The organism is Mycobacterium sp. NGS49, assembly GCF_059812565.1.
In genome coordinates this window covers 56,394-74,498 of the sequence record NZ_JCALCX010000030.1, presented here as the reverse complement: position 1 = coordinate 74,498, position 18,105 = coordinate 56,394, and the positions used below count along the sequence as shown (strand labels likewise).

Genomic DNA, 18,105 nt, shown 5'->3' with positions numbered 1-18,105 from the left:
GCCGCACGGCGAGGTCGGCCCGACAGGGCATGGGGTGCGACCGCCGCTGCCCGGTGGGCGCCCGCCTGGCGGCCGGCCGTCGACGGGGTTGCCGGTAAGGGGTGAATCATCCTGTCCGTCAACGCTTGTGCCCGCCGGTATGGCGGTTGACATGCCGGGCAGGCGCTGCGCGGTATCCCGCACACGGTCGATGCCGGCTCGGCCGCGGACATAGCCGTAGCTGGCTTCGCGGGCCAGGGCAGTGACAATGTGGGTGATGTCGTGGCGGGTGTGGTCGCCGAGTTCGCGTTTGAGCCACCAGAGTCCGCCGATGGCCACAGCGGAGATGAGGGCGATCATGACCAGGCGGGCCAGCGGATGGGTCATGCCGACTTGGTCGGCGTAGCCACCGCGCGCGGCCATTTTGAGGACGATCACCGCCGCGATGGAGACGTAGGTGGTGTAGACGAAGACCAGGAGAGCGTGTTTGAAAAACAGGGTCAGGCGCCGCAGGGCACGCTGGCGCGGCCGGCCGTGGATCATGGCGGGTGCGGCGGCTACGACGGCGAAAAGCGCGTTGATGAAGGCGGCGCAGCAGACCATCACGTAGCTGTAGGTGACGTAGAAGACGAACAGGGTGAACGCCGCGCCCAGGAGGAGGTAGAACGCGCCGAGGGCGAGGTTGGCTCCGTCGAGCTGCTGAGCGAAGGCCAGTGCCTGAGGGGCGCCGCAGCTGCCCACCGCGTGGGCGGGGCCGTCGGGTTTGCCGCTGAGGATGGCCGTGGTGTAGGCGTTGCCGCAGTTACCGATGTCGTCAACGGGAGTTCCGAAGTTCATCAGTTGCAGGGGCATTCGCAAGGTGGCATCGGCGATGAGGCTGGTGAGGTGCTGAAGTTGGGCACTGGTGCCGCCGCCGGTGACGGGGCCGTTGTTGGCGAATGCTTGGGCGATCTGGAATCCGAGGCCCCGTGCTCGGCCGAGCAGCCCGTTTTCGTTGTAGAGCTCGGTAAGTGGATCTCTGGTGAGAACGAGGCCGAGGACGCCGATGATGAAGGTGGACAACATAATTCCGGAGCCGTGGCCTTTGCGGCCGTGCCAGAGGATGTGGTAGGCGCCTACGGCTAGCCCGGCAAGCATGCACAGGGGGAATACCCACAGGTCGGTGAGTAGGGCTCGGATGATGTCGAAGATGGGCCGAAACCAGGTGGCGAGCCAGTACAGCCAGGTGTTGGACATGGCGAACCGCATCAGCCAGAGGGCCGTGGTGATCATGAAGATGTACAGCGCTGCCTCGAGTTGGAGCAGCTGGACGATGCTTTGGTGCGTTAGCCCGGTGGTGACGGCGTTGGCCAGCCAGCGTGTCCAGCTGGTGGGGTCAGCGGTCAGGTCGGGTCCGGCTTTGGTGAGCGCTTCGCTGGTGCTGACGACCGAGAGGTAGTAGTTGCCGACCGGTACTCCGTGGCTGTCGGTGACGCCGGTCCAGTTCAGTGCGCCGGCCAGGGTGGAGGCCGCCGCCGCCGGGGCGGCCACGACCGCCCAGGTGGCCAGCAGGTGCGTGGTGAGCCATAGCGCGCAGATGCGGCGCAGTCGGGGCCTGGTGGCCAGCTGGTAGCCGAGGTGCTCCGCTGCACGTTGGGCGAATGTTGTTGGGTGCGTGGGATTCATGCGGCTCGTCCGGGTGTGGTGTCGTAGGCGTCGTGGACGGCTGCGTCGGGTTCGGCCGCGACCCTGATGGGTGATTTGCGGCGGAATTCGTCGACGAAGAAGCCGTAGCCTGTCCGGTCGCCTCGGTCTGGGGTGCCGGAGGTGTCGGCGTCGTCGAATCCGGTGGGGTCGCGCATCTCGTCGGCACTGGGTTGGGCGAGGAAGAATTCTTCGATGTCGCCGTAGTCGTCGGCGCGGATGCCGACCTTGGCGGCGACTTGGCGTGCGAGGTCTTCGTTTTCGAAGGGCATGATGAGTTGTTGGGTGATGAATTGGTCGCCCATGAGCGCCAGGTCGGCGATGGGGTCCTGGGTGATGATCAACAAACCGGTGTAGTGCTTGCGAGCGCGGCGGCTGATCAGGTGGGCGTCGTCGGCGCCGGCCCGGGAGTTCAGGAGGGCGGCGGCTTCCTCGATGACGATGAGCCCGAAGCGTTGTGTGTTGGCGAAGAAGGTGACTCGGGCCAGGCGTACCAGCATGCCGTAGATGGCCACGGAGGCGCGTTTGCGGTCTGAGAGGCGTTCGTAGAGGTGCGGGGTGGTCATTTCCTCGGCGCTGGGTAGGTCGAGACAGCCGGTGAGCCAGACGGTGACGTCGAGAGTGGCGAGGTCGGGAACCGGCAGTGTGTCGTCGAAGATGGCTCTGGTGAAGTCGTAGGTGGCCCAGGATTTGAGGGCGGCCAGGATGGGGGCGAGGTCGGTGGCGAGTTGGGCGACCTGCGGTGGCCGGTGGTCGGGTCCAGTCGGGGCTTGGATGGCGGCGATGTAGGTCATCAGCGCGGTGGTGCTGGTGAGGCCGAATCGCTGGCGGGTTGAGGGTTCAAGTAGGGTGCGCAGCCGCTGCACGCCGGTGGTGCGGGGGTCGATTCCCATCATGGGCACCATGTAGTCGAGCCAGTATCCGCCGGCGATGCCGTCGGGGAAGGTGCGAAGCGGATCGCAGCTGTATTGGTTGCCGGCCATGTCGATGACGGCTGTGTTGGTGACATCGGCTAGCGCGGTTTCCCACTCGGTGCCGGGGTCGACGATGAATGCTTGTGCGCCGCGCTGGATTTCGGCGCGGGTGATGCGTTTGGCGGCGTAGGACTTGCCGTAACCGAGGGCTCCGCTGCACACCAGGCAGGGGTTGCGGTTGCGTCGGGCAGTGCCGGGCAAGTCGAGCATGACTGCGCTGCGCAGTGCGTTGCTGGTGTTGAAGCCCAGCAGGATCCCGGTGGTGTTGCCGACCATGGATGACGTGAAGGGGACGAACCGCGACCACTTCTTGGTGGTGGTGGGCTGAGCGAATTGGTCGACGGCGGTCTTGTGGTTGGGTGCGCCCGGGTTGAAAGCGGCCCAGAGCCGGGTTTGGGCGCCGTGGTAGTGGCGGATCGCGATCTGTCCGGATTGGGTGAGTTCCTCACGGAGCCGTTTGACGCTGTAGTCCAGGGTGTGCGGGTCAGGAGCACCGACGGCGATGAGAAATGCGGCTTCAACGGGGCGTTCGTCGATGGTGGCCGACAGTTGGCGGTTGTATTCGGCGAGCTGGCGGGCGGTGGCGATCAGTTCGGCGTCACCGTTGCGGACGTCGCGGCGCTGGGTGAACTGGTCGTCGATGTTGCCTTTGGCTCGGTCGTTGCGCACGAATTCCATTTCGCGGCTTCGTGCGACGAGGTTGAGGGCGAAGTCAAAGGTGGCTCCGGTGTCGAGGTCGTCGAGGGCTTGGAGGAATTCGGAGCCGGGGAAGACGATGCCGGCTTTGGGCATATCCACGACGGGCAGGATCGCCTGGTAGCTGTCGGGGTAGAGGCCGTCGCGGCTGAAGATCCGCAGGGTTTTGCTCCAGGAGGGGATTCGGCGAGCCCCGAGGGTCCAGGCCGCCGTGAGCAGCCCGCCGAGGCACGCGGCGAGCAGCGCGGGCGCGGGGGCTCCGGCGGCGGCGGCGAGGACTGCGGCTAACGCCAGGATTGCGGCCAGTGTGCGCAGTGGCAGGGCCCGCCCGGCGCCGTGCTGCTGGTCACCTTCGTCGAAGTCGGCCGTCGGTAGGCAGCCGCCGACACCAGGCGAGGTGTTGCGGTGGCGTGGCAGCGGATCGTTGAACACACCGCGCCAGGCGTTGTGCCGCCAGAACCAGTCGATCATGTCTTCGCTGGCCGGTGTGGGGGTGAATTCTTCGGGCAGGGCGGTGATGATGTCGTGGGCTAGGCGCTGGTAGGCGGCAACGGAGTTGTCGGAGTCTTTGTCGCGGCCGATAATCCAGTCGCGCAGCTTGGCGGCGTGACCGACCGGGCTGTGCCCGGCGCGGCCAGCGTCGACGGGTAGCGCCAGCCAGTAGATGCGGGTGCGGGGTTGCTGGCCGGCGATGACAGGGGCCATCTGGTGGCAGGCCTGGACCCAGGGGTGTTTGTCGCGGTGACCGTGCAGCATGGCACCCAGCAGTTGGCGCTGGTTCTGCGGAACGCAGAGGCCGTAAACCCAGGTACCGGCGGGGATTTCGCGGGCAAGAACTTGGTGGCGGTCGGCGACGCCGATGCGGCGTTTGGTGGATTGCAGATAGTAGGGGAGTCCGCTGATCAGGTAGTGGGCGTAGACGCCGTGGGCGGTGAAGCTCACGTTGGAGGTGATGCGGGTCGGTGGTGCGAGCAGGGGGTTGTCGGTGCTGGATGATTGCACCGGCCGAAGCACCTGCCACCAGCTGCGCAGCCGGAAGCCCAAGGTGGGTCGTCCGCGGGGGATCAGGGCCGCTATCCCGGCTGCGGCGCCGCTGAGCAGCGCCCCGCAGATCAGGGTGGCGCGGGCATGTCCGGAGTCCAGCGTGAGCACGGTGAGCACAATGGTCAGGCCGCCGCCTCCGTAGAGGCTGACAGCCACCCAGAGGCGGAGGGGCTTCTTGAAAAGGATGTCGGTGTAGACGGGTGTGTCGTGGACACCTTTGAATATCTGTGCTGACTCAGCCATGTGAATCCCTTTGACAATCCGTGATGTTGGACACGAACGCGGGCCGAAGGGCCGGCCCGCGCGGGTGTGGCGTCTCGAGGGGCCGGGGTTACATCCCGAATTGCCCGGTAGTGATGCCGGTGCGGTCAACGGTGCGCTTGCTGGATGTATAGATGGCGTAGCCGGAACCGACGACGACGGCGACGATGACGCTGGTCAGCGCCCAGGCGACGGTTTGGCCGATGCGTCCTCCGAAAAATGCTGCGGCGGCGCGTATTCCGCCGGCGAGCAGGATGAAGATGACGAGGACCGCTACGCCGATCGTGTAGAGGGATCTGCTGCCCGAGACCAGATCGGCGGCGGCGAGCAGCGTGGGGGTGGATGTGGCGAAATACATTGGGGTTGCCCTTCGTGTGCGGTGATTTCAGCGTTGGGTCGAGTCCGGTGGCGGTGGCTATCGGGGTGCCGCGGGGGTGGGGATGACGGGGGTCAGTTCGGCGTTGTCGGCCAGAAGCGGTGCGTAGTCCAGCGCGGAGACCGTCCATCGCCCGCTGGTGACGGTGAGCGAGATGGGGTAGTCCATTTGCAGGGGTGCGAATTGGCCGGTGACTGCGTTGACGGCGGCCAGCACGTGCAGGGTGGTGCCCTCTGACGGCACGTCGTGGTGGTCGGGTGCGTTGTGGTTGGCGGTCAGGCGGGTCAGGTGGACGGATCGATAGTCGGCGGCGTGCAGCAGCCCTGAGTCGGGGGTGACGTAGCGTTCGAGGCCGCCGGCGGCGGTGAGGTAGCTGGTGAGGAATCCCGCGACGGTGCTGAAGGCGGGGGAGGTGTTGGGCAGGGTGCTGGGGTAGGCCAATGGCGCATCGGCACCGGCGCCTGGGCCGTTGACGCGGGCGGGCAGAGCGCTGGCGCGTACTCCATAGCTGCTGTAAACGACGGGCAGCCGGTAGTAGGTGGTGTGTGGGGTAGCGGCCTGGTAGGGCCGCTCGGACACCGACACGACGACGCTCCATTGCTGGGCTGTGCCGGTGTCGCCGATGAGGGTAACCGCGGATACAGCAGGAGAATTCACGACGACGGCGGGGGTGGTGGGCAGCCGGAGGGGGTCGCGCAGGGTCCAGCAGTCGCGCAGTGACTGCTGGTCGGATTCGGTGGCGGTGAGCCAGCGTGTGACGCAGTCCTGGGCGTAGGAGCCGATCAGGGCGGTGCGGTTGACAGCGGTGCGGGCCGGGCCGGCGACGTCGATGGGGCTGTCGAAGACCCAGCCCCAGATGGTGGCGATCGCCACCACGGCGCAGGAACCGATGCCGGTGATCAGTGCGCCGCGGCGAAGCAGGGTGCTGCTGCGGTCCAGGCGTGTGCGCCAGGTGTTGGTCAGCATGGGGGGAGCCCTTTACTGGGGTGGGTGGCCGAAGATTTTGACCGACGACACCGCGAACGTGTGGTCGGCGGGGTCGGTGCGGGATTGGTCGGCGGGCAGGCCGGGCAGGACGGTGGTGGTGGGTGCCGGCTCAGCAGGGCTGGGTGTCGGCCCGAGAATGTCGCCGAAAAGCCCACCGCCACCGGGGTTGGGGTTAGGGGCTGAGCTGGGGGCCGGATCAGTGGTGGCGCGGCCGGTCTCCTGGATGAGCACGATGATTCGGGAAGCAAGGACGCCGCGCCCCGGCAGCGCCTGGGGAGCTTCACCATGCACGCCGTGGGTCTCTTGCGGGATGACTGTGGATGGGCTGTCGTTGAAGCTCCACTGCACCCGTTTGACTACTTGGTGCTGGAGCCACTGGTCGGCGCCGGAAGCGTCGGTGCCGACCCAGCCAGGGGTGAGGGAGACGCCGGTGATGACCATGGTGCGTCCGAGGTTGAGCACCAGGTGCTGGCCGACGGTGGCGCCGTGCACACACACCCATGCCTGGGTGGGATCGGTGCCGGCAACCGATTGGGCGGCACTGGATCCGGGCAGGCAACCGACGGCGGTGGCGGTGTAGGGGATGGGCGCGTCTTGACCGCCGGCGCTGGGCCCGGTGCTGGTGGTGGGCGCGGCCACGACACTGACCTGGGTACTGGGACGGGTCGGGTGGTCTTGGTCGTCGGTATGGGGGCCATGGCGCATCGCCAGCAGCACCCCGCTGACCACCAGTGTGCTCACCAGGGTCGCCGCAACAAACCCAACAGCGATGGCCTTGTTGTAGCGGGGTGACTCGGCGTCGGGTTCGTCGCCCGCCGCGGCGGCAGGGTCGAGAGCGTCGACATCGGGAGGTGGGTTGTCATCGTCGTGTTCACCGGTATCGACGTGACCTGCTTGGGTGCCCGGCTCATCCGAGGAGTCAGGTTGAGCGCAGTCCGCAGCGGTCGATGCCCCCTCATGCGCGTCTGCGTGGTGTTCTTGGACCTGGCCTTCGGCATCGCCGCCCTGTTCACCGGCCTGGGGGTGCGGGTCAGGAAGGTCAGCTCCGTCGAGTTCCACCGGTGGGGCGTCGAGGCCGTCGCGCTCCTCCGGCAGAGCGCGGAGGTCATCGAGCTTGTCCGGTAGGGCGTCGAGTTCGCATCCACCTTCGGGGCCGACGGGTGGAGCGTCCTTGTCGTTGATCCACTGTTGGGTGTGACACCAGAGCTGCTCGGGGTCGTCGGCGGTGCCGCTCACGGAAAGGTCCGCCGGGTTGATGTCAGGGGCCTGAGACTGTCGCAGCGGCGAACCGGCGCGCAGGACGTCGTATGCGCGGGAGGTGACGAGCGCCCCCCCGCCCGGGGGTAGTGCGTCAGGGGGGTGCGGCAGAGCGGCTCACGTCGCCGTGCTGGGCGGCTGCGGTATCGGCGGTTCGGCCACGCTCCGGGGATGCTGGCCGCCGCCAGCAACGCGGTGCCGGCGGTGCGCCCCGCGACGAACAGTGCGGCTTTCACCGCAGTATTCAGGCGTAACATTACGCTGCGCAGGAGCGCCCCGATAATCGCTCGCATGATCTCAACCTCCTTAGCTTGGGTCAGCTTAAGGGGCCGCATCACGAATATTCGACGGCCGTAGCGAAATAACTTGACTGATTGTTACCGTCATTGGCGTGGACCCAATACCAACCGACGGTATGAAGCGGTTGTTCTTTTTCGTGGAGGACCGCCTGGCGCAGCTGCGCTGGACCCGAGACGACCTCGCCTGCGCGGGTGGCCCGGCCCCGTCGACGCTACGCAAAGCCGGTCAGCGTGGCGGCGGCCTGACTCCGCGAACACTGGCACGCCTGGACTTCGCCCTTGGCTGGCAGGAGGGGTCAGCGCAGCGGGTGTTGGTGGGCCAAAGCCCCTCTGTCCGCATATCTGAGCAGCTCAGCGCCTATTCATCCACGATTGATGCCGCGATGCGTGAAGCGGAGCGCGATGGAACGAGGCGCTGTGCGACGGAGTTGAAAAACTTCTTGTTGGACGTCGCACAACGACTGGGCGACTTCTACACTGATCCAGTAGAGCCGGTGAGGGACAGCGCTGATGCCGGTTGCTGCTGACAAGTTCGACGAGGTCCGCCGTAAGTGGATCGCCCGTCATCAACACACTTTCATATTTCAGAAAAGGCGCGTTGAACTGTTGGCGCGCCAAATACGTGACCGCGACACGATAGCGAGCGGCGCGCGCGATGATCCTGCGGATGATGATGTTATTCATCCGTGGTTTATGCGGCCCGTTAAGACGCCTTACGCAATGCTGGACTGGGCCATTTTCATGACGGCAGGCGTGTTGGCGCCTGCGGGCTGGGCGCTGGGCAAATTGCTGTCGACAACGGTGGTTCAGCTAATCCCTGGCGAAGTGCGCTCGTATCCCATCGCCGCGTTCATGTGGTCGGCGGCCGTCGTCGGATTGCCGCTGCCGGCGCTGGTGATGCTGATCGGGCACAGCGCATCCCTGGATGAGGCGGTGGGGATCCCGTGGCTGCTGGCCCAGATTCCCGCTGCCCTCCTCACGGCAGGTATCTACGGCATCTTGGAGGGGTGGCTGGCCGTCGACGGGGCCCGGGACTGGTGGCCGATGCGCCCACCGGGCCAGGCCGATGAAGTCGATTTCGGCTTCGAGGCCGACGACCTGACCGGACCCGGGATTTTCCCGACGCGCTCCGACCCACTGGGCGATCCCACCCCGATCAGAAAGGCACAGTGATGGCCCCGCGGCCCATCGCCCCGTATTGCGGCTTTGTCCGCAGCGATGACGAACGGCTGGTGCTGGCCGACGCACCCGCACACGTGCTGGTCTCAGCCCCCACCGAGACGGGCAAGACGACCGGAGTCCTGGCGCCGGCGGCGGTGCTGTGGGGCGGGCCCGCGGTGTGCGTGTCATCGAAGGATGACCTGATGTGGCTTGTCGGGCAACGCCGTTGGGGACCAAAGCAAGTCATCGATCTGCGGCCCGACTATTCACCTGTGTACCCCAGCGACGTCGAGGCTCGCTCGTTCGATCCGACAGCACTGATCACTACTGCGGATCAAGCTGTGACCGCGGCCAACACGATGATGCAGATGTCGGCGGTAGGACTGGGATCGGGCGTCGATCAGGTCTCCGATGGGGGGGTGTGGGAAGCCAATACGGAAGCACCCCTGGCCGCGATGCTGTACGCCGCATCACCATGCGGAAACGGCAAAGGGATCGAGTGGGTACTGCTGGCGGTCGACAACGTCCGCCAGGATGACGAACACCCAGATGCCCCCGGCTGGCATAGCGCCGCACGGCGAGTGGCCGACCAGCCGCTGCTTCGGAATGCGCTGCTGCGGACACTGGACATGGATCCCAAACAGCGTGACAGCATCGCCTTGACCATGCGCAAGGCCGTGACCCCGTGGATGAGGTTGGGGCTGCGCGGAATAACCGCTCCCACCTTCGACGAGTCGTTCCTGTGTCAACCGGATGCGACCCTGTACATCTTGACCTCCCCTGAAGGCGCCATCGCCGGGGCGGCGGTGACCCTGCTGGAACACCTGGTGCGCAGCTGGCGCGGCAAGACGGCCCGCAAGGAAATGCTGCACCGCCTACTGATCCTCATCGACGAGGCCGCGAACGTCGCACCCATGCCGGCCCTGCGTCGCCACGTCTCCGAGGGCCGCGGCCTGGGAGTCAATCTGCTGCTGTCGGTGCAGGCGTCGAGCCAGTTCGACACCGTCTACGGAACCAGCTACGCGCGCGAGCTACGCGACACTTTCCCCGCCGCGCTGATCATGTACGGGGCCGCGGAGATGGACATGCTGCAACGCGCCGAGCAGTGGTCACGGCAAACCACGCGCCGCCAGGAGACCTTCGATCAGGCCAGCGGTTCTAAGACGTTGTCATCGCATCTGAGCAGCAGCCTGGATTACCGGCGACTGCTGCCTTCAAACCAGGGATACGCGCGGCTGCTGCGGCGGGGGACGGCCGGGGTGATCACCGAGCTACCGGACTGGGGAACTTTCGTAGAGCGCTACGACGCCGCGGTCAAGAGGCTGCTATGCCAACCGGCGCTTCGAGAGCGCGAGCCAAAAAGCCTGTGGGAATGGGTCGCCCAGCGGCATCGCCGCGCAACGGCAGCGATGGGCCGTTGACATGAAGGCCGCACAACTTCGCGCTGAGCTCGTGGCGGTCCTGGCCACCGCCGAGGGGCCACTCACCACGACCGATGCACGGATCGCGGTCGCCAACAAGCTTGGTAGCCAGGACCGTCCGGTGGTAGCCGAGCAGGTCTACCACGCCTTCAGGGTTCTGCACCGCCGCGGCGTGGTGCGCCGCGTCGATGAACGCCCAAGCCGGCGAGCGCAGTGGGAGCTGGCGGTGCTGTTCGGCGACACAATGCCTGGTGTCCGGCCGCGCCCACCGACGTTTGCTGAACAGTGAGTTGTGTTGCCACCGAACAGATCGCTGCGGGACTGTGGCGGCGAGGTTTCGATGCGCGCACATTCGTCGATGACGACGAGCCAGGGGGTCAGGGCCACCGCGGCGTGGCCGTTCATGGGATCTGCGTCTTAGGTTGGCGATATCCGAACGGCCGTTGGGAATTCACCGACCGGCCGGCACGCCTGACTGCGCCTGACGAGCACGACCCTTCCGGACGCTGGATCTGGGACGACATCTTGAGCGATCGCTGCCAGCCGGCGGCCGCGGTATCTGATCAGGTCCATGTGGTTGTGGGTCGAGTCGCAGAACTGCTTCCTGCGGACCCCAATCAGCCTCGCTCGCAATGCTTTGCAGATTTCTGGGCCTGGGATGTGATGTGTCGGGACAGCGCGGAGGCGCCCGATCGATGGTACCGGGAGTGGTGTGACCATTTGTTTACGGAGTTGGGTCCCGAAGCGGCTCGGGCGGGCTACACGCCGGACACCGCGCGGTTGGCGGATCACATGTGCAGTCCGCGGGCAGTAGTGCAGTGCGTCGACACGGCAGTGTCTGGGTCACAGGTCTACCGCCTCGCACCAGATGTTCCGTTGGCTCCGGTACTACTCGATCGGGTGCGTGGCGTTCATCTGCGAACCGACTTTTCCACCTGGGCGCAGATCGGCGTACCTCGGATCCGGTCGACTGGCCTGCCCTCATCGCCGAGATGGGTCAACACCTGGGCTGGGACAACCAACGGCTCGACAGTGAGCACGGGGCCGATACCATCGCCGCACTTCAACGTGTCCGATCCGAACCGCGTCTCGAAGTCACCCTCAGCGTGGGACCAGACGGGCGCAGATTGGTTTCCCCCACCGCTGTCGCGGTGTCAGCGTCCCATCACGCAGGAGAGCAGAATAGTGACTGATTCCCGTCGATTCCCTTGGCTAAGTGGACTTATCGCGGCGATCACCATCGCTGTCTGGCTGGCCTACGAGGTCATCGGTGATGCGATAACATTGATCGGCAGCAGCGTCGACACCGCTGCGGTGTGAGATGAACGTGGGCAAAACGCACAACTACGTGGTGGCTTTAGCTAAATCCGGGTGTGGACTCAGTATCGGGGACTCGCCACCCGAATCAGCAGTCAGATGCGCATAAGCGCGGACGACGGCAATGCTGGTCCGGTCGAACTGGCGGCGGCTTCGCGATCTCGGCGACCCAACAGTTCAATCATTTCGTCGGGCCTCCGACCCGCGCACGATCTCGAACGTCACAAATAGCCCCTGGTTATGGCCAAACCGGTAGTCATCGCGATCGCGCTGGATCCGGCCCGCGACAATGGCAGGCGCGATGCCCAATCGTTCGGCAAGCGCCCGCACATCCTCGGCGGTACGAGCCAGTTCAAGGTCGGGTTCGGCTTCGGTTGGAATGAGAAGCGTCCCCGCAAAATCGTTCGCTTCACTTTCCTGTTGGAGCCTCCCGCCGTCGTAACCAATCTTGTTCTCGACGAACACTTCGCGCTTGCCATGTAGAAGCACATGCCCAATTTCGTGGAAGAAAGCAAACCAAAACTTGTCGTTACGTTTCCCTCTGTTACTTAACTGCACGATCGCTTTGCTCGGAGATATCCATCGCGTGGCACCGCTTGCTCGGGCACCGGTAATCTCGGGCACCGCTACCACGGCAATACCCGCGCTCGCGCACAGCCCCTGCAGTTCCGGCCAGAATTGCTGTGGTTCGTGGACCGTCAGCGATCGCAAGGCTGGCAACAATTCTCGAAGACGTGCCCGTTGAAACGGCTGGCAATCAATCTTCGCAGCTTCAAGCTCTCCTAGGCGGAGCCATGCGGCAACCGCACCGGCGTCAGCCTCGAACGCCGCCGACTGCAGGAATGCTGCCGCAGGCGCAGCCCAAACTTGTTGCCATGCTTCGACACTGGAAACTCCAAAGAACTGCAGAACTTGTTGGAGTTGAGCCCCTGGATCCCGTGCAGTAGCGGTTATTGCGTGTAGCTTGCGGAGAGCGGCCAGCGGCATCTGCTTTAGCCAGTCGTGGTGATTCGATAGCGCTTGACGTTCGTGTTCACGCGCTAAGTTGTCCCTGTACTGGGCTTCGAGGGAATTCCAGAATCTCGCCGGCACTCCAGTAGTTCGTTCCAGCAGGATTGCGGTGTCGTGGGTAAGTGCGGCCTGGCCCTGCAAAATCTGATTAATGTGTTTCGTTGACATTCCAGTACGTTTTGCCAATTGTGCTTGACTCATGTCTAACGCATCCAGAGTCTCCCGCAGGGTCTCTCCCGGAGCTACCACGTCGGTCGGGGTGTACCTGACCCACGCGCTGTCCCCAGGACCGTCGTCGGTCGCCTGTACTTGTCTAGCTGCCATGAGAGTGACCTTCTTGTAACTTGCGTGCGCGTGCTTTAGCTAGTGGGTGTCGACTATGTCGATCACGGTAACGCGCTTGATTTCCGTGAGCCGTATCCCGCCGTCGTCATTCCTCGGGACGGGTCGGTCCGTGATCTCTACGATCATCCGGTACGGCCCATCGAGGTCAAGCGAGAACTCCTCGTCTCGGTCGGCTGAGAGTTGGTGACAACGAGCCTGCGGCAACGCCATCACCTCGCCGAGGTGTTCCGCTGCATTGAGTTGGTTCAGCCGCAGAAGTATCTTCTTCGCGCGTTCTGCACCGTATCGCAGCTGCCATAAGCCCTGGTCGGTACATGCCTTCCCAAGCCGCGCCCCCTTGAAGCCGACCTCCACCGCCACCCTCGCCTATGTAAATCCTATACCTCTTGGGTATATTTCTTGTATCATGTACCTCATCGGTAAATGATACTGCTCGCCACGACAGCTGGGTGCTGGTCGATACCCGACGCGCCGGTTCCGATTATCGCCCGTAGAGCTGCGTAGTTGCCGAGACACGCTCGGCAGCACGTGGGCTTCGACCGAAAGGAGCCGGAAAATGGCCACCAACACCGGACGCAACTTTCGCCGGGGCTCAGTGCGACAGCGTAGCCAGACGCGTAACTCGAAGACGCGCCGTTGGACCAAGCGTGGCATAGGCGGTCGATTCGTTAATGGCAAGTCGGATGCCAAGCCCTTCAGGGGCTTTCGGCGAGAGAGGTAGTCGCCGCGGAGTGAAGAGATTGATGCGGCAGGTCACTACAGACCGCTCAGGTAAGAGCCGAACCAACCAGCAACGGACTTGGAGCTATAGGAACCATGGAACATCTTTATTGGGATCTCGGAAGAGTAAAAAAGGGGGCGACGGTGGTCGTCACTCTGCGAAATCAAGCAAATGTTCAACTCATGACCAGCTCAGAGTATCGCAGCTACAAGTCGGGAGGGCGATACCGTTATTTGGGCGGTCGGGTGAAGCGCTCACCGTACCGCGTCACAGTGCCCACTAACGATCACTGGTTCGTCGCCATCGATCTTGGCGGGCTCTCAGGTCACGTAAACGCCAGCGTCGCAGTGCAGCCGCCGCCAACCGGCTTCTTGCCGGAAGCACAATCTCAAAGTCCCGTCTCGGAAGTGGCAGTGCGCGAGCCGCTTCCGCCGACTGACGGCTCGTTCGGCGGACGTACCTGGGATGTGTTCATGTCCCACGCCAGTGAGGACAAGGCGAACTGCGCACGGCCATTGCGCGACGCATTATTGGAATACGGGGTAACTGTCTGGCTTGATGAGACAGAGATGCGATTGGGCCACAGCCTTCGTAGACGGATCGATGAAGGCATCCGCTCGAGTCGCTTCGGAGTCGTGATCTTGTCGCCTGCATTCTTCGGAAAGGGCTGGACTAACCACGAACTCGACGGTCTCGTCACCCGGACAGTGGCCGGCGAACAATCGCTACTCCCAATCTGGCATGACGTCACGGCCGAGCAAGTGCGCGCCTACAGCCCTTCGCTCGCCGACAAGGTTGCAGTGAGCACAGCGGCAATGACCATCATTGAGATCGCTGCCGAGATCGCACAGCTTGTGCGTGAACCGTCTCACGGCGACTCCTGGGAGCCCAGTTTCAATTAATCTGCCACTGCGTTAGGGCACGGTAACGACGCTACACCACCAGAGGATCGCATGACCGGTAGCTGTGTCGATGCCCAAGGCAGACGAAAGCCGTTGTCCGGCCAGGGATCAGAGGAACGGTGGTCCAGGGCAACGACTATCCAGTCTGCCGAGGGCCTTGCCCTGCGGGCACGTCCGCGAGGGGCTCCCAGCCGGCGCCGCCATTGGCGGTTGCGGTGGCCATGCGGTCGTAGATCACCGCGACGACGAATACGACACCGGCGATGATGCCGATCCACGCGCCAAGAATTGACCTAGCCGAGTTGGCCCGTCGTACCCGGGTTGCGCAGTCCCGGTGGCCGGTTCGGCCATGGATTCAGGTGTTTGCGTCATTGTTCGAACGGTGCCGCGCGCATACCCGACCAGGGTAAGGACTAACGGCCCTAGTACGCACAGCGTGGTATCTGCTCAGCTTGTTGAGGCTGCCGGGAGAGGGCAGGCTGCCCTCCTCTGTTGTTGCCTGGCAAAGCGTCTCGGAGGTGTGCGGCAATGATGTACGACGGGTGGATGGGGGGCAGCGGCTGGGGTTGGGCCGGCTGGGCTTTGATGTGCGTCATGATGGTGTTGTTCTGGGCGGCAGTGATTACCGCCATCGTCCTTGCTGTCCGCTACCTGACCGGCTCAGGCGGCGCCAGCGGCGGTTCGCCCCGTTACCAGCCGCCGCACCCCGAGGACGTGCTCGCCGGACGCTTCGCTCGTGGCGAGATCGATGAAGACGAATACCGGCAGCGCATCACGCTGCTGCGCGAGCACCGTTAACCACGATGGCCAGGTTGACCCGGCGGGCGGCGCTCGCCACGCTCGGTGCACTCGGCGCGTGCAGTGTGCTGGGTGTGCGGTTTGTGCGTCACAGCATCGTCGAAGCACCGTCGGCGGCTATCCGCTTGACCGATGGATGTGGCTTCATGGGTGCCGATCCGGTGGACATGAGCCGCTATAGCGAGATGTTCAGCCGGCACCGGGAAATCAACCGCGTTGTGGAAGAGATTCCAGGCGGCGTGCGCACCACCACTCAATCGAACTCCCCGGAGCTTGCCGCGCAACTTCAGGCGCATGTGTCAAGCATGTACTCCCGCCTCGATCAGGGGACGGAGGTCAGTTGCATGAGCCAGAGCCTGCCGACGCTGTTCCGCCAGGCCAACGGCTACCGCCGCCAACTCACCTCCACCCCAACGGGTGTGATCGCCGAGGAGACCGCCGATGATCGGACCCTCACCGACGCCATCCGCGCACACGCGCAGGAAGTCACCGGTTTCGTCCAGCAGGGTATGCCCGCGATGATGCAGCAGATGATGGGCGGCTGCATGATGGGACCCGGCGGCATGATGGGACCCGGCGGCATGAAGGGCACCGGCGGCATGATGGGACCCGGCCGACAGATGGGACCGGCTCCGTAGTCGCCCACAACCGCAGCCCCGACCACCCATTCGCCGTAGCACAGAGAGACCGAAGAAGCAGCGCTTCATGTCTGGCGGTAACTTCCCGACCAGAATCAGTTCGACATCCTCGCGCGGGCGTTACGTCATGGTGCCGACGGCTCGCCGTTCCGCGCGACCCGATACCTGCCAGGGGCGTTCGTTGCGTGTGATACTGCAACGATGAGGGCGGCCGGCGTTCGTCGCGGAACGAATTTGTTGTTTGCACCCACTGCTCCTCCGGAAGCCGGCGGCCTGGTCGCATTGGCTTGTCTTCGGTTGCTGGCCGGGTTGATCTGGCTCTACAACGTGGTCTGGAAGATGCCGCCAGACTTCGGTGAACGTAGCAACAGCGGGCTGTACCACTTCACGCATCTTGCGATCGAGCATCCGGTGTTCAAACCGTTCAGCTGGCTGATCGAGCACGCCGTGCTGCCGTACTTCACGGCATTCGGTTGGGGAGTGCTGTTCGCCGAGTCCGCCCTGGCGGTGTTGCTGCTGACGGGTACGGCGGTGCGGCTGGCAGCGCTGATCGGAATCGGGCAGTCAGTCGCGATCGGGCTGTCGGTGGCCGAGTCGCCCGGAGAATGGCCGTGGTCATACGCGATGCTGATCGGCATCCATGTCGTCTTGTTGCTCGCGCCGACTACCCGCTACGCCGCCGTCGACGCTCTGCGCGCAGCGGCAACTCCAATCGAGGCCCGATCTACGGCCCGGCGGCTGCTCGGTGGTTGGGGGATCGCGTTGGGGCTGATCGGCCTCATCGGCGTTTGGCGCAGTCTTGCCAGCGGTCAACCCGCGAACGTGGGCATAAGGCCTTTGGAGTTCTCGCTCGGCGATTACAACTTCCGCGGCGCGCTGTTGTTGATCGGGATTGCACTTGCGATGCTGGCCGCGGCAAAACTCGGTTTGCGCGTGCTTGCGCTCGCCGCCGCCGCGGTAGCAGTGGTCGCCGCCATCTCCATTTACCTGCAAATCGGTAGGACCGGGGTGTGGCTTGGTGGGACGCTCACCACCGCAGCAGTTTTCGTGTGCGCCGCGGTGGTAGGTCTGGCAGCGGGTTCCAGGATGACACGGGTGGAAGGGGCGTAATGGTCGCACCGGAGGTTCTGCAGGACGTTGTCGCGATCGCTGCAGAGCATGCCGAGCGGGTGGACGCCGAAGGTTCTTTCCCGGCTGAGGCGGTGAGTGCGCTCCGGACGTCTGGTCTTTTGGGCCTGGTTCTGCCTCGCGAGGTCGGCGGAATGGCTACTGGGCCGGTGGAATTCACCGAAGTGGTCGCGCAACTTGCGGCCGCGTGCGGATCCACCGCCATGATCTACCTGATGCACGTGGCCGCTGCGGTAACGGTCGCAGCGGTGCCCCCTGTGGGTCTGCCGGATCTGTTGGCGGACATGGCTTCCGGAGAGAAGCTCGGCACGCTGGCGTTCAGCGAGCGCGGTTCGCGTTCGCATTTTTGGGCGCCGGTGTCCACGTCGTCGGCCGATGGCGACCACATCGATGTGCGGGCCGGCAAGAGCTTTGTGACGTCGGCGGGATTCGCCGACATCCATGTTGTGTCCGCCGGTTCGACGAACGGTGTTGCGGGAGACGTTGACCTCTTCGCTGTTCCGGCGGACACGCCGGGCCTGGAAGTGTCGGGCACCTTTGCTGGGATGGGTCTGCGCGGGAATGCTTCGGCGCCGATGTCAGTGGAGATTCGAATCCCGGCCTCATATCGCCTCGGCGCGGCGGGTGGCGGGTTCGGCATGATGATGGAAACAGTGCTGCCGTGGTTCAACCTGGGAAACGCTGCTGTCTCACTGGGTCTGGCGACCGCTGCCACGACTGCCGCGGTCAAGCACGTCGGGAGCGCCCGATTGGAACATCTCGGTGGAAGTCTCGCCGAGCTGCCGACCATCCGTGCTCAGATCGCCCGGATGGGCACCGCCCTGGCCGCGCAAAAGGCGTATCTGGCGCTGGCCGCAGGCAGCGTGAGCTCCCCTGACGACACCACATTGACACACGTGCTCGGCGTGAAGGCGTCGGCCAACGACGCCGCGCTGACCATCACCGAATCTGCGATGCGGGTGTGTGGTGGTGTTGCGTTCTCCAAGCAGCTGCCCATTGAACGCGCCTTTCGGGACGCTCGTGCAGGGGCGGTGATGGCGCCGACGGCCGACGCGCTGTATGACTTCTACGGCAGGGCCGTCACCGGGCTGCCCCTGTTCTAGGAGG

16 protein-coding genes and 1 pseudogene are annotated in these 18,105 nt (G+C 64.6%); 10 read left to right on the top strand and 7 right to left on the bottom strand.

What is annotated here, in order from left to right; genetic code table 11:
* The 5 genes and pseudogenes from AC5Y7D_RS25025 to AC5Y7D_RS25005 form a co-directional block, all read right to left on the bottom strand.
* Positions 1–1,644 (bottom strand): annotated as a pseudogene (locus AC5Y7D_RS25025) (hypothetical protein); the annotation flags it as partial.
* Positions 1,641–4,619: an ATP-binding protein gene (locus tag AC5Y7D_RS25020; protein ID WP_499928511.1), complete on the bottom strand. Its 2,979-nt coding sequence runs from the start codon at positions 4,617–4,619 to the stop codon at positions 1,641–1,643. The pseudogene AC5Y7D_RS25025 and the gene AC5Y7D_RS25020, both read right to left, overlap by 4 nt.
* Positions 4,620–4,707: 88 nt before the next feature.
* On the bottom strand, positions 4,708–4,995 hold the full coding sequence (locus tag AC5Y7D_RS25015) for a glycosyl transferase family 39 (protein ID WP_120795078.1): 288 nt from the start codon (positions 4,993–4,995) through the stop codon (positions 4,708–4,710).
* 57 nt (positions 4,996–5,052) lie between these two features.
* On the bottom strand, positions 5,053–5,979 hold the full coding sequence (locus tag AC5Y7D_RS25010; protein ID WP_499928510.1) for a conjugal transfer protein: 927 nt from the start codon (positions 5,977–5,979) through the stop codon (positions 5,053–5,055).
* Positions 5,980–5,991: 12 nt separating this feature from the next.
* Positions 5,992–7,236 carry a hypothetical protein gene (locus AC5Y7D_RS25005; RefSeq protein WP_499928509.1) on the bottom strand — a complete coding sequence of 415 codons (1,245 nt, stop codon included), beginning with the start codon at positions 7,234–7,236 and terminating at the stop codon, positions 5,992–5,994.
* Positions 7,237–7,648: 412 nt separating this feature from the next.
* Here AC5Y7D_RS25005 and AC5Y7D_RS25000 point away from each other — a divergent pair, with 412 nt between their 5' ends.
* The 5 genes from AC5Y7D_RS25000 (at position 7,649) to AC5Y7D_RS24980 (ending at position 11,458) form a co-directional block, all read left to right on the top strand.
* Positions 7,649–8,083 (top strand): hypothetical protein, encoded by a 435-nt coding sequence (locus AC5Y7D_RS25000; protein ID WP_499928508.1) that lies wholly within the window; start codon positions 7,649–7,651, stop codon positions 8,081–8,083.
* Positions 8,067–8,729, top strand: coding sequence for a hypothetical protein (locus AC5Y7D_RS24995; protein WP_499928507.1), 663 nt, complete (start codon positions 8,067–8,069; stop codon positions 8,727–8,729). The genes AC5Y7D_RS25000 and AC5Y7D_RS24995 overlap by 17 nt, the downstream gene beginning before the upstream one ends.
* Positions 8,729–10,138 (top strand): type IV secretory system conjugative DNA transfer family protein, encoded by a 1,410-nt coding sequence (locus tag AC5Y7D_RS24990; RefSeq protein ID WP_499928506.1) that lies wholly within the window; start codon positions 8,729–8,731, stop codon positions 10,136–10,138. Before AC5Y7D_RS24995 ends, AC5Y7D_RS24990 begins: the two co-directional genes overlap by 1 nt.
* 1 nt (position 10,139) lies before the next feature.
* On the top strand, positions 10,140–10,427 hold the full coding sequence (locus AC5Y7D_RS24985) for a hypothetical protein (protein ID WP_499928505.1): 288 nt from the start codon (positions 10,140–10,142) through the stop codon (positions 10,425–10,427).
* 896 nt (positions 10,428–11,323) lie between these two features.
* Complete coding sequence (locus AC5Y7D_RS24980) at positions 11,324–11,458, top strand: hypothetical protein (protein WP_499928504.1); 135 nt, start codon at positions 11,324–11,326, stop codon at positions 11,456–11,458.
* Between the two features lie 174 nt (positions 11,459–11,632).
* Here AC5Y7D_RS24980 and AC5Y7D_RS24975 read toward each other — a convergent pair whose 3' ends face one another.
* Together AC5Y7D_RS24975 and AC5Y7D_RS24970 are read right to left on the bottom strand one after the other, a co-directional pair.
* The gene (locus AC5Y7D_RS24975) at positions 11,633–12,790 is read right to left on the bottom strand and encodes a HigA family addiction module antitoxin (RefSeq protein ID WP_499928503.1); all 1,158 of its coding nucleotides are present in this window, start codon (positions 12,788–12,790) and stop codon (positions 11,633–11,635) included.
* A 39-nt stretch (positions 12,791–12,829) separates the two neighbouring features.
* Positions 12,830–13,171: a type II toxin-antitoxin system RelE/ParE family toxin gene (locus AC5Y7D_RS24970; RefSeq protein ID WP_499928502.1), complete on the bottom strand. Its 342-nt coding sequence runs from the start codon at positions 13,169–13,171 to the stop codon at positions 12,830–12,832.
* Between the two features lie 456 nt (positions 13,172–13,627).
* Here AC5Y7D_RS24970 and AC5Y7D_RS24965 point away from each other — a divergent pair, with 456 nt between their 5' ends.
* From AC5Y7D_RS24965 to fadE16, 5 genes are all read left to right on the top strand, one after another.
* Positions 13,628–14,434, top strand: a complete 807-nt coding sequence (locus AC5Y7D_RS24965) for a DUF1883 domain-containing protein (protein WP_499928501.1) — start codon at positions 13,628–13,630, stop codon at positions 14,432–14,434.
* 528 nt (positions 14,435–14,962) lie between these two features.
* Positions 14,963–15,232, top strand: coding sequence for an SHOCT domain-containing protein (locus AC5Y7D_RS24960; RefSeq protein ID WP_499928500.1), 270 nt, complete (start codon positions 14,963–14,965; stop codon positions 15,230–15,232).
* 5 nt (positions 15,233–15,237) lie between these two features.
* A complete protein-coding gene (locus AC5Y7D_RS24955) occupies positions 15,238–15,870 on the top strand; it encodes a hypothetical protein (RefSeq protein ID WP_499928499.1) in 633 nt (210 codons plus the stop codon).
* A gap of 201 nt (positions 15,871–16,071) precedes the next feature.
* Positions 16,072–16,980, top strand: a complete 909-nt coding sequence (locus tag AC5Y7D_RS24950) for an Rv1678 family membrane protein (protein ID WP_499928498.1) — start codon at positions 16,072–16,074, stop codon at positions 16,978–16,980.
* Positions 16,980–18,101, top strand: a complete 1,122-nt coding sequence (gene fadE16 / locus AC5Y7D_RS24945; protein WP_499928497.1) for an Rv1679 family acyl-CoA dehydrogenase — start codon at positions 16,980–16,982, stop codon at positions 18,099–18,101. The genes AC5Y7D_RS24950 and fadE16 overlap by 1 nt, the downstream gene beginning before the upstream one ends.
* Positions 18,102–18,105: the final 4 nt, after the last annotated feature.

Excerpts from the sequence above, each read along its gene's own strand:
- AC5Y7D_RS24975 (WP_499928503.1), bottom strand. The coding sequence starts at position 12,790 with ATGGCAGCTAGACAAGTACAGGCGACCGACGACGGTCCTGGGGACAGC.
- AC5Y7D_RS24985 (WP_499928505.1), top strand. The coding sequence starts at position 10,140 with ATGAAGGCCGCACAACTTCGCGCTGAGCTCGTGGCGGTCCTGGCCACC.
- AC5Y7D_RS24950 (WP_499928498.1), top strand. The coding sequence starts at position 16,072 with ATGAGGGCGGCCGGCGTTCGTCGCGGAACGAATTTGTTGTTTGCACCC.
- AC5Y7D_RS25015 (WP_120795078.1), bottom strand. The coding sequence starts at position 4,995 with ATGTATTTCGCCACATCCACCCCCACGCTGCTCGCCGCCGCCGATCTG.
- AC5Y7D_RS24990 (WP_499928506.1), top strand. The coding sequence starts at position 8,729 with ATGGCCCCGCGGCCCATCGCCCCGTATTGCGGCTTTGTCCGCAGCGAT.
- AC5Y7D_RS24960 (WP_499928500.1), top strand. The coding sequence starts at position 14,963 with ATGATGTACGACGGGTGGATGGGGGGCAGCGGCTGGGGTTGGGCCGGC.
- AC5Y7D_RS24995 (WP_499928507.1), top strand. The coding sequence starts at position 8,067 with ATGCCGGTTGCTGCTGACAAGTTCGACGAGGTCCGCCGTAAGTGGATC.
- AC5Y7D_RS24955 (WP_499928499.1), top strand. The coding sequence starts at position 15,238 with ATGGCCAGGTTGACCCGGCGGGCGGCGCTCGCCACGCTCGGTGCACTC.
- fadE16 (WP_499928497.1), top strand. The coding sequence starts at position 16,980 with ATGGTCGCACCGGAGGTTCTGCAGGACGTTGTCGCGATCGCTGCAGAG.
- AC5Y7D_RS25020 (WP_499928511.1), bottom strand. The coding sequence starts at position 4,619 with ATGGCTGAGTCAGCACAGATATTCAAAGGTGTCCACGACACACCCGTC.
- AC5Y7D_RS25010 (WP_499928510.1), bottom strand. The coding sequence starts at position 5,979 with ATGCTGACCAACACCTGGCGCACACGCCTGGACCGCAGCAGCACCCTG.
- AC5Y7D_RS24965 (WP_499928501.1), top strand. The coding sequence starts at position 13,628 with ATGGAACATCTTTATTGGGATCTCGGAAGAGTAAAAAAGGGGGCGACG.